The 10,479-nt window shown below is 76.6% G+C and carries 7 protein-coding genes; 3 read left to right on the top strand and 4 right to left on the bottom strand.

What is annotated here, in order from left to right; genetic code table 11:
* Positions 1 to 24: 24 nt before the first annotated feature.
* The gene (locus F1615_RS29105; RefSeq protein ID WP_149552037.1) at positions 25 to 1,275 is read left to right on the top strand and encodes an MFS transporter; all 1,251 of its coding nucleotides are present in this window, start codon (positions 25 to 27) and stop codon (positions 1,273 to 1,275) included.
* Positions 1,276 to 1,296: 21 nt separating this feature from the next.
* Here the strand turns inward: F1615_RS29105 and F1615_RS29100 are convergent, their stop codons facing one another.
* The 3 genes from F1615_RS29100 to F1615_RS29090 form a co-directional block, all read right to left on the bottom strand.
* The gene (locus F1615_RS29100) at positions 1,297 to 4,209 is read right to left on the bottom strand and encodes a helix-turn-helix transcriptional regulator (RefSeq protein ID WP_149552036.1); all 2,913 of its coding nucleotides are present in this window, start codon (positions 4,207 to 4,209) and stop codon (positions 1,297 to 1,299) included.
* A 194-nt stretch (positions 4,210 to 4,403) separates the two neighbouring features.
* The gene (locus F1615_RS29095; RefSeq protein WP_149552035.1) at positions 4,404 to 4,601 is read right to left on the bottom strand and encodes a hypothetical protein; all 198 of its coding nucleotides are present in this window, start codon (positions 4,599 to 4,601) and stop codon (positions 4,404 to 4,406) included.
* A gap of 78 nt (positions 4,602 to 4,679) precedes the next feature.
* Positions 4,680 to 7,799 carry a type 2 lanthipeptide synthetase LanM family protein gene (locus F1615_RS29090; RefSeq protein ID WP_280118911.1) on the bottom strand — a complete coding sequence of 1,040 codons (3,120 nt, stop codon included), beginning with the start codon at positions 7,797 to 7,799 and terminating at the stop codon, positions 4,680 to 4,682.
* 532 nt (positions 7,800 to 8,331) lie between these two features.
* On the opposite strand from F1615_RS29090, the gene F1615_RS29085 reads away from it, so the two are divergent.
* Both F1615_RS29085 and F1615_RS36535 read left to right on the top strand, forming a co-directional pair.
* The gene (locus tag F1615_RS29085; RefSeq protein WP_149552033.1) at positions 8,332 to 8,943 is read left to right on the top strand and encodes a response regulator transcription factor; all 612 of its coding nucleotides are present in this window, start codon (positions 8,332 to 8,334) and stop codon (positions 8,941 to 8,943) included.
* Positions 8,940 to 9,572: a helix-turn-helix transcriptional regulator gene (locus F1615_RS36535; RefSeq protein ID WP_244328889.1), complete on the top strand. Its 633-nt coding sequence runs from the start codon at positions 8,940 to 8,942 to the stop codon at positions 9,570 to 9,572. Before F1615_RS29085 ends, F1615_RS36535 begins: the two co-directional genes overlap by 4 nt.
* A 71-nt stretch (positions 9,573 to 9,643) precedes the next feature.
* Here the strand turns inward: F1615_RS36535 and F1615_RS29075 are convergent, their stop codons facing one another.
* Complete coding sequence (locus F1615_RS29075) at positions 9,644 to 10,384, bottom strand: peptidase E (protein ID WP_149552032.1); 741 nt, start codon at positions 10,382 to 10,384, stop codon at positions 9,644 to 9,646.
* Positions 10,385 to 10,479 lie beyond the last annotated feature (95 nt).

Below are 10,479 nucleotides of genomic sequence, written 5' to 3'. Positions count from 1 at the left end.
CCCCGGTCCGACGAAAGGCTTCTCATGGCCACCACCCTGGCCGGCGCCGGCCCACGCCTGTGGGCCCCCGTCCGGCACCGGTCCTTCCGGCTCCTGTGGACGGGGCAGGCGCTGTCCCTGCTGGGCGACGGCTTCAGCGTCGTCGCGTTCTCCTGGATCACCCTCGGACTGACCGGCTCCACCCTCACCCTCGGCTACGTGCTGGCCTTCCAGGCCGTGCCCCGCGCCCTGTTCACCCTGGTCGGCGGCAGCCTCGGCGACTCGATGTCCCCGCGCACCCTGATGGTCGCCTCCAGCTGGACCCGGGCCGTCCTGATGGCGGCCGTCGGACTGGCCGGGCTGACCGGGAACCTGACGGTGTGGATGCTGTGCGCCGCGGCCGCCGCCTTCGGCACCGTCGACGCCTTCTTCCAGCCGGCACGCGTCTCCATCCTGCCCTCGGTGGTCGACGACGAACTGCTCACCCCGGCCAACGCGCTGATGGGGGCGGGCGCGCGGACCGCCGCCGTCATCGGACCGGCCGTCGGCGGCCTGGTCATCGCGCTGACCCAGGCTCCGGTCGCCTTCCTCGTCGACGCCGTCTGCTTCGCCCTGTGCGGCCTGTGCGTGGCTCGCGTCCGCACCCGCCCCAGGGCTCCCCGCACCACTACGGACGGCGTGCCGGAGAAGCAGGCGTCCCTCGCCGCCCGCATCCGCGAGGGCATCACCTACACCACCCGCGATCCGCGGCTGCGGACCGTGGTCGTCCTCGACACCGCCGTCAACTTCTGTTACGCCGGGCCCTTCACGGTCGGCTTCGCCACCCTCGCCGACCAGGTGCTGCGCGGCGGCTCGGCCACGCTCGGCGTGCTCAACGGCTCCCTCGCCGCGGGAGCCGTCCTCGGCACGCTCGCCGGCGGCGCCCTCGGCGGGCGGCCCAGGGTCGGGCTGCTGGTGGCCGCCCTGGCCGGCTGGCTCGGCGCGGGGATGGCGGTCCTCGGGCTGGTGCACAGCACCCCGGTCGTCGTGGCGACCGTCCTCGCCATGGGCTTCGCCATCGGATTCCAGGGCGTGTTCGGGCTGAGCTGGATCCAGCGGAACATCCCGCAGGACGTGCTCGGCCGTGTCGTCTCCGTCGACATGGTCCTCGGTTACGCCGTCGCCCCGCTGTCGCTGATCGTGTGCGGGGCGCTGGCCGGCAAGGACGTCTCCGCGCTGTTCGGGGTGGTGGCCGCGGTGCTCGCCGCGACCGGACTGGCGGTGCTGGCGTCCAGGGCGGTGCGCGAGATGCGGTAGACGGCCCCTCGCCGCCCGGCGCTACTCCCGGAGGGCGGCCGACCGCGCGCACAGGTCCGCGCGGTTGGCCGCCCCCGTCTTGGTGATGAGGCTCGCGATGTGCTTCTCCGCCGTGCGGGGCGAGATGAACAGCCGGTCGGCGATGTCCTTGTTGCTGAGCCGCTCCGCGAGCAGCCGGAACACGTCGAACTCCCGTACGGTCACGCCCTGGGCGCGCAGTTCCCGCGGGATCGAGCGGGTGCCGGTGCGGTGCTGGTGCACCGGGGCGCCGAGGCGGCGCAGCGCCGCCCGGCAGGCGCCGGTGACCGCGGCGACGTCCCGCTCGTGGAAGTAGTGCTCGGCCTGCCGCAGCCAGCCCACCGGGTCGCCCCAGCCGTCCTGGTGCGCCGCCTCCGCGATCAGCCGCAGCCCCAGGTGCCGGGCGAGCGGATACGGTTCCGCCGCCGCCAGCGCCGTCTCCACCGCCGCCGACGCGCCCGGCCCCGAGCCCTCCCGGCCCAGCAGCACGGCGTCGGCGAACAGCACGAACTGGCGGTTCCACCGCATCCGGGCCGTCGCGGTGGCGGTGATCTCGTCGTGCCGGGGCCGGTCCGCGTCGCCGGCGAGCACGTCCAGCAGCAGGACCAGGCCGTGGGTGCCGCCGAGGTGGTAGGTCGAGGGATTGTCCGCCTCCAGCGCCTGCACCGCCCGCAGTTCGGCGCGCGCCAGGTCGCGGTCCTCCTCCAGCAGCGCGCAGAAGGCTCGGGCCAGGCCGATGCTCAGCGGCTCCTCCTGCGAACCCGCGCCGTCCCACTCGGTGAACGCCGCCAGCGTCTCCTCCATGGCCGCGCGGTCCGCGCGGTGCGCCTCCAGGGCGGCCCGCGCCATCAGGACGTACCGCACGACGGGCGCCAGGCGCAGCCTCCGCACCACCGCCAGGCAGTCCGCGGCGGCCGACTGCGCGGTCGCGTGCTCACCGCGCAGCACCGCGTCCAGGACGAGGATGCCGTCCACCGTGTGCACGACGTTCACGGAGCCGAGCCGCAGCGCCTCCTCCCGGGCCGCCAGCAGGCCGGAGGTGTCGCCCTCGGCGAGCCAGGCGTTGCCGCTCATGCGGGTGGCCGCGTACATGCGCTGCAGGGGCAGCCGGTGCCGTTCCGCCGTCTGGAGGGCCTGCCGGAGCATGTCCGCGGACTCCTCGGGGTCCCGTTCGCGGGCGACGGTGGCCAGCAGTTCCCGCGCCTGGCAGGCGACGACCGGCAGGCCGTGCCGCTCGGCGGTGTCGGCCGCCGAGCGGGCCAGCTTCTCCGCGTGCTGGGTGCGGTCCGGGCCCGGGGTGTCCAGGGCGAGGTAGGCGGCCGTGACGTCGACGGCCGCGGCCGTCGCCTCGTCCGGGGCCGCCGCCAGCACCTCGCGGGCCCGGACGACCTGCCGGTTGCCGTCGCTCCATCGGCCCGCCGTGTGGGCCACCTTGGCCAGCCGGGTGTGCAGCGTGGCCAGCCGTACGGCGTTCAGCCCGGCCCCGCCCAGCGCGTGCAGGTCCTCGGCCAGGTCGAAGGCGCGGGCGAAGTCACCTGCCTCCGCGAGCGCCGGCAGCAGGTCCTCGAGCACCGAGGCCCGGGCCTGCGGATCACCGGCGTCGGCCAGCAGCCCCTCGGCCCGGCTGAGCAGTGTCACCGCCGACCCCAGGGCGCCCGCCGCCAGGGCCCGCCCGCCGGCGTCCGCGTAGAGCAGCCCGGCCTCCACCCGGTCCCCGGCCTCGCAGCGCAGCCCGGCCGCCAGCGCGCACCAGTCGCCCTCCAGGCCCGGGTGCAGTTCCTCGACGGCCCGCGCGCCGCGCCGTGCCAGCTCCGCGCGCTGCCCCGGCGTCATCTGCGTGAACAGCGCCTCGACGGTGGGAGAGTGGCGGAAGGAGTACCAGTCGGGGGCGGGCTCGTCGGGGATGACCAGCCGGGCGGCGACGCCCGCGTGCAGATGGCTCAGCAGGGTCCGGTCGTCGACGCCGGTCATGTGCTGGAGCACGGTGAGCGGGAAGCGCCGGCCCAGGACGGCGGCGGCGGACAGCAGCGTCAGACCCTGCGCGCCCAGCCGGTCGATGCGGCGCAGGATGCCCCGGGCCAGCGTGGAGGAGACGTCGCGGCGCAGATCGCCGACCGTGCGCCAGCCGTCGGCGCCCTGCACCAGCGTGCCCGCCCCGATCATGGACTGGAGCAGTTCCTCGACCAGGTAGGGACTGCCCGCGCTGTCCTCCCACAGGCGGTCGGGGACTTCCGGCGGCACCTCGTCCGGGCGGTCCACGCCCAGGTGCGCCGCCGTCATCTCCTCCACCTGCGGCCTGGTCAGCGGCGGGAGTTCGGCGAGGGTGGCGGCTCCCCTGCGGCGGGCGGACTGCGCCAGGTCCAGCGCGTCGCTGAAATCGGTCCGTACGGTGGCCAGCAGCAGGACCGGGGTGTACTCCAGGTTGTCCACCAGGTACTCGAGGACGCCCAGGGTCTCGGGGTCCGCGTCGTGCAGGTCCTCGAGGAGCAGCAACTGTCCCTGCCCGCGCCCGGCGGCCAACAGCAGGCGCAGCACCGCCTCGCCCAGGATCACCATGGAGCTGCTCTCGCGCTCCCCGGTGTCCCACTCGGGTATCAGGCGCCCGAGGACCGGCCGGTACGGGCCGAGGGCCGCGTCGTCCAGGGGCTGGCCACCGCGGAACAGCGGCATCAGCGCCTCGGTCAGCGGACGGAACGGCACCGCGGGCCCGGTGGTGCTGCTGCGGCCGCGCAGTACCCGCATCCCGGAGCCCAGCGCGCCGCCCACCGCCTCCGCCGCGAGCCGTGACTTGCCCACGCCGGCCTCACCGACCAGGAAGACGACACCGCCGCGTCCCTGTCGCGCCTCGGCCAAGGCATTTTCGATCAGGCTGAGTTGGGGGTCCCGCCCGACGAGGGAAGGCGCATGGGAACGCATGAACGCAGATGATAATCAGGATGTCGGGATCTGGGGCAGACCGCATCGGTGCGGTCACGCACCGTGAACCCGCCCGGCCCGTACGCGGAGCGGTTCCGTGCCGGGGCGGGAGCGGGCCGGCCCGCCGGACGCACCGCGGCGCGGGCCCGCCCGGCGGGCCCGCGCCATCACGCGAAGTGACGACCGAACGGGGGTCAGCTCGGCGCGGAGACCGAGGTGTCCAGCGTGGTGAGCGTGATGACGATGCCGCTGGTCAGCACCATCCCGGCCAGGACGCGGGCGCGGGCGCAGGCCCGGTTGCGGCCGGTGAGCGTGATCCCGCCCGCAGCGTCCTGCTCCTCGGCGGCGTTCGCGACGGAGTCGGCGGCGGTGGTGTTCAGGTGCTGGTCCATCGTTGGTCCCCTTCTGGAGTCCGTACGCGGGTACGGGGCTGGAGGTGGAAGTGCCGTGGTTCTGCGGTGCCGTGCCGGTCAGTGGTCGGGGTGGGACAGGAGCAGGACGGACGGGACGGTGCCGGGGTGGGCGAGGCGCAGCAGCCCGTACCCGATGCCGGACAGCCCGTCGAGCAGTCCGGGTGAGGGAACGTGGTCGGGGGTGGCGCAGCGGTGGCTCTGCGCCTCGACGAGGGCGAGGGCCCGGCCGGCGTGCCGGGCGAGCGTTCCGGCGGCGGCCGGGTCACCCCGTCCGGCCCGTACCGCCAGGGCCTCCAGCGCGCCGAGTGTGCCCTGCCCGAGGCTGAGGTCGGGGCGCACGTCGGTGTCCGCCGGCCGGGCGGCGACGGGCGGGCCGGGAGGCAGGTGGGCGGCGACGGCCGCCGCCCCGGCGGATCCGCGGGACCAGGACGCGTCCGCGGGGGCCGCTCCGGTGTCCCGCAGCGCGGTGTGCAGCAGCATCCGGGCGGCGGCCGTGTGCGGGCCGGCCTCCCGGGGACGGCGGGCCGCGTACCGGAGCAGGGCCCAGGCGATGCCCGCGGCACCGTCGGCGAAACCGGCGGACGGGCCGGTCGCGGCGGCGGCGGTCCCCGACGGCGGGGCCCCCTCGCCGCCGGACACCGCGTCGAGCAGCCGGTCCGCCAGGGCGGACGCCAGCCGCAGCGCCGCCGGATCGCCGGTCGCCTCGTGCACGGCGACGGCGGCGGTCAGCGCTCCGGCCGTGCCGCCGGCGAACCCCGGATCCGGTGAGGCGGAGGCGGCGTGCGCGAGGGCGGTGAGCGCGTCGGGCAGGCAGTCCGCCGGTTCCGGGCCGAGCAGCGCCGACAGCCGCAGCACCGCGTACACGATGCCGCCGAGGCCGTCGTACGCGCCCGGTCCGGCCGCCGCGCTCAGTTCCGGGTCGTCCGCCAGGGCCTTCAGCAGGGCGGGCAGCGGGCGGATCGCCTCCCGGGCGAGGGCGGCGTACCGGCCCGCCCCGGTCAGCGCGTCCGTGTGCGCCAGGAACAGCGCCACTCCGCAGTAGCCCTGCGCGAGACCGGCGCCCATCGGCAGCACCGCCCAGTGCGGGCCGGACACCCGCTCCAGGCCGAGCCAGTTGGTCCGGCCACCGTCCCGCACCGCGCGGGCGGCGATCTCGTCGGCGATCCCGCACGCGGCGGCGAGCAGCCGGGATGCGTCGGGCGCGACCGCCGGCACCGGCTCCACCGCCAGTTCGGACCGGGGCCGGTCCAGCGGGGACCCCGCACCCCGTGCCGCGATCGTGGCCGCGATGATCCACTCCTGGTCGTGGCAGTCGACCTCGTCCATCCGGGCGATCTTCTCCCGCACCGCGGTCACGCCCGCCACCGGCAGCAGGCCGGGCAGCCACGTGCCGTCGTCGGCCCGCACCGCGGTTCCCGACGGCCGGTGCGTGAACAGCGGGACGTCACCGCGCCACAGTGCCGCCGTCTCGTGCTCGGCCAGCCGGCGGCGCGCCTCGTCGTGCTCGGACTCCGTCCACAGCACCGCGAAGACCCCCTCGCGGGCGAGCGCGTCGCGGAGCAGCGACGGGTGGGCGGACTCCTCGAGGAGTGTCGCGTACAGGCGGGTGGAGCGGGCGACGAGCCGGGCGGGACGGTCCGCGCCGGACATCAACGGGCCGTCCTCGCCGAGCAGTTCGTGCCCGTCGGCGGCGAGTGCCGCGTACGCGGCCCGGAAGCCCTCCAGCAGCGCGGCCCGGTGGTCGGCGCCCTCCAGGAGACGGCCGGCGGGCAGCGGCTGGTTGTGCGCCGCGGGGCTGAGCAGCGGTCCGCGCACGGCCCGCATGGTGTCCAGGCCGCTGTCCCGCCAGTGCAGGCCCTCGCTCGGGTAGGTGCCGTCGGTGGACCGGCCGAGCGCGGAGATGTCCAGGGCCCCGTGCTCACCGATCAGCAGGTGCGGCAGCAGACAGGTGCGGTGCACGGAGGCCTGCAGCGCGTCCGCCGCCGGGTCGGCGCCCGCCGTCATGGACTGCGCGAGCCCGGTGTGCAGCAGCGTCTCGGCGTCCACCAGGACCGGCTGGTCGCCGCAGGCGATGACGTTCTCGTAGTGCATGTCGGCGCCGTCCACCGCGTACAGCAGGGCCAGCAGCGCGCCCTGGCGCCGGTAGAAGGCGTCGGTCTCGGTCACCGACCGGCACCAGCGGTGTTCGACGAACTCCAGCCAGCCGTACGCCTCGCGGCGCAGACTGCGCGGGGTGCGCAGGTCCAGCCCGGGCACCTTGGCGTTGAGCCAGCCCACCAGGTCGTCCAGGAGGGCGTGCTGGCCGAGCGGCCGCGGCTTGTAGACCAGCCGCTCGCCGGCGAAGTGCAGGACCGCGACGGACCGGTTGCCCTCGTGGGCGTCCCCGCGGCCGAGATCCACCCCGGTGAGCGGTCCCGGGTCGCGCCGGCCGAGGAGCCCGGCGGTCAGGTCCTCCCGGTCGGCCGCGAAACGGGCCGCCAGCTCGGCGGTGGCCGCGGTCGCGTCGAGCGCGGTCCGCGCGAGCATCCGGGCCAGTACGGGGCGGGAGGCGAACAGCGCGCCGAGGCCCTGCCGGGTGCCCGTGGCGGCGACGAAGGCGTCGAACCGCTCACGCGGGCCGGCACCGGCCAGCCGTCCGCCGCGCCGCGCCGTGTCGAGTTCGTGGACCAGGGTCCGCGCCGCCTGACGGACCAGCTGGTGCGTCAGCCGCCGCGCGAACGCCTCCCGCCACACGGCCGCCTCGGCGTCCGCGGGCAGCAGCCCGGCCAGCCGCGCGGTGGCGGCGGCGACGAGCGGGCGTACGACCGGGGCGAAGACGTCGGGCCCCTCGCCCCCTCGGGTGACCGGCTCCGCCGGCTCCCCGGGGGCGCCGGCCAGGACGGCCTCGGCGTACCGCGCCCAGTCGGGCTTGGCGGCCCGGGCGGCCAGCCGCCCGGCGGGCTCGGCGGCCAGCGCCTCGGCCGTGGCCCGGTCCACACCGAGATGGGCCAGCCGCAGGGCGAAGCCTTCGGCGTCCCCGACGGCCCACGGGGCGGGGCCGGTGCCGGCTTCGGCCTCGGCGGTCGTCCCGGGCAGGCCGGGGGCGGCGAGCCGTTCCGCGAGGGACAGCGCCGGGGCCCACCACGAGGGCGGGAGGCCGGTGTTCCGGGAAGTCGGGAGGCTGGCGGTCTCAGTCACGAGAACGAAGGTCGCAGACCCCCGCGGCCACCCACATGGGTAAGCGTCCCCCATATTCTGCGCCGCCCCGCCGCACCGAGCACGCCGAACCGCACCCCGATCAGCGAAAGCCGCAGGTCGGCGGTGAGGTCACCGGCTCGGCGCACATGGGTGACGAGGCGCCACGGGGACACGCCGTTCTGCGCGTTCGGCCCTTGTGCCCGCCCGCGGCGTGTGCGCCGGACCCCTCCGCGCCCCGCTCTTCGGGGACACGGACCCCCATGGCCCGCTCCCGCCCTCCCCCGCACCGGCCCCCGGACCCCACTCGCAGTTCACCGCCGCCGCGCCGGCCCGCCGCCGGCCGCCGTGCGACGGGCGGCGGGGCGGTCGCCGGGGAGCGGACGCCGACGGGGGCGGCCCCGGCGGCCGGAAAGGTGGGGACCGGTTACCGATGCCGGGGCACCCCGCCCACGGCACGGTGGTGCGCAGTCCCCACCGCAGAACCGACCCGGAGCGCGCACGACCGGGCGGACGAACTTCCTAGGAGTAGCAGATGGGAGCACCCGTAACCGTCGGCGTGGTCGCCCTCGACCCGGTACTGGAGGCCGGCACGCGCACCACCCTGCTGGCCTGCCCGGACCTGACCGTGTGTGAGCCCGTGGACGCGCGGGTCGCCGTCCTCACCGTGGACCGCCCCGGACCGGCCGAACTCGACATGGTGCGCGCCACCCGCGCCCTGCGGCACAGCCCCGCCGTCGTCCTGGTGGCGGGTTCCCTCGCCTCCGGCGACGTCCTGCACGCCCTGGCCGCCGGTGCCCGCGGCCTGCTGCCGCGCCGGGACGCCGACGCGGCCCGCCTCGCCCACGCGGTGCTGGCCGCCTCCCGCGACGACTGCACCCTGCCGCCCCACCTGCTCGAACAGCTCCTGGACCGCCCGGCCGACGTCCGGCACGCCGCCGGGGGCTGGACCGACGGCATGCTGTCGGACCGGGAACGCTCGGTGCTGCGGCTGCTCGCCGACGGCCACGAGACGGCCGAGATCGCCAGGCGGCTCGCCTACTCGCCGCGCACCGTGACCACCGTGGTCCACGACATCACCCAGCGGTTCCGGCTGCGCAACCGCGCCCACGCGGTCGCCTACGCGCTCCGGGCGGGCCTGCTGTGACCGCGACCCTGACCGCCGCGCCCCCGGTGCCCGGTGCCGGTCCCGCGCCCGCGCCCGTCGTCCTGCGCATCGTGCCCTCGCCCGGCGCGGACCGCGTCCGCTGCGTGGCCCGCCGCGCCGGGCTGGCCTGCGCGCCGGAGCACGGCGGGCCCGGGGCCGTCACCGTCGTCGCCACCACCGACGCCGCCCGGGCCCTGCGCGGCCGGCGGGACACCGGTCCCCTGGTCCTCGTGTGCGACACCGTCGGCCGGACGGACCTGCGGCTCGCCCTGCGGGCCGGGGCGGTCGTCCTGCGGGCCGCCGACCTCACCGGGGAGAACCTGGTGGCGGCGGTGCGCCGCGCGGCCCACCCGCACCCGAGCATTCCCTACCCGGAGCTCTCCCACCTGCTGGCCGGCCGGCCGCGGCCCGAGGACCCGGCGGACGGCGCCGTCCGGCCCGCCCTGACCACACGTCAGGCCTCGGTGCTGCGCCTCATGGCCGAGGGCCACGGCAACGCGGAGATCGCCCTGCTGCTGTGCTGTTCCGAACACACCGTCAAGAACGTCATCTACGAGATCATGGCCCGGCTGCAGGCCCGCAACAGGGCCCACGCCGTCGCCCACGCCGTGCGCCACGGCCTGGTGTGATCCGCGGCCGTGCGGCCGGCCGCGGACGCCTCCCGCTCCCGCGGCCGGCCGGCCGCGCCTCGCGGCGCCCGTCAGCCGGGGGGCGCGGGCAGCAGCCGCGGCTCGATCCGCTCCTCCACGGCCCGGTCGCCGTCCCGGAACACCACGTAGGCGCCCTTGCCCCGCTGCTCCGCCACCGCCTCGACCAGCTCGGTGCCGCGGTAGACCAGCCCCACGCCGTCGTCGGTGCAGTGCGCCGCCCCGAAGACGCCCTCGGCGACCAGCCGGTGGGTCAGCGGGCGCCGGCCCCCGTCGCTGTCGTAGTGCACCCCGTTGCCGTACGGCAGCAGCCCCAGCCCGTTGGTGACCGGGCGGAGTTCGGGACCGAAGGAGTCCGTGGTGCCGCCCTCGTACCAGCAGAGGGAACCCGCGCTCACCCCGGCGAGCACCACGCCGGCGCGCCAGGCGCGCCGCAGGATCTCGTCCAGCCGGTGCGCCCGCCACACGGCGAGCAGGTTGGCCACCGAGCCGCCCATCACCCAGACCACGTCGTGGCCGAGCACCGTGCCCTCGACGTCCTCCACGTTCGGCATCGGGAAGAGGTGGAGCGGGGTGAGGTCGAAGCCCGCCACCCGGGCGGCCTCGCCCACCCGCGCCGTGACGTGCTCGGCGTCGCCCACCGCCGTGCCCAGGTAGAGGACGCGGGGGCGTCTGCCGTGCACACCGGAGAGATCGACCGCGTGGTGGACCAGGGCGTCGAAGAGGACCCGGGTGCGTGCGCCGACGCGATGACCTCCGGAGGTGGCGACGATGGTCGGTTCCGGAGCGGTCACGCCGGTGATCGTAGCGTGTCAACTCCTGTGCGGTGGTGAGTCATTGGTGAAGGCGTCACGTCCCGGCGCCTCCCGGGGCACCGGACCGCGCGAGG

The sequence above is a fragment of the Streptomyces marokkonensis genome, from assembly GCF_008312835.1.
Lineage (GTDB): Bacteria > Actinomycetota > Actinomycetes > Streptomycetales > Streptomycetaceae > Streptomyces > Streptomyces marokkonensis_A.
This window is presented reverse-complemented; position numbering and strand designations above follow the sequence as displayed.

Bases quoted from the DNA above. Each gene is read 5' to 3' on its own strand.
- F1615_RS29085 (WP_149552033.1), top strand. From the start codon at position 8,332: ATGGGAGCACCCGTAACCGTCGGCGTGGTCGCCCTCGACCCGGTACTG.
- F1615_RS29100 (WP_149552036.1), bottom strand. From the start codon at position 4,209: ATGCGTTCCCATGCGCCTTCCCTCGTCGGGCGGGACCCCCAACTCAGC.
- F1615_RS29095 (WP_149552035.1), bottom strand. From the start codon at position 4,601: ATGGACCAGCACCTGAACACCACCGCCGCCGACTCCGTCGCGAACGCC.
- F1615_RS29105 (WP_149552037.1), top strand. From the start codon at position 25: ATGGCCACCACCCTGGCCGGCGCCGGCCCACGCCTGTGGGCCCCCGTC.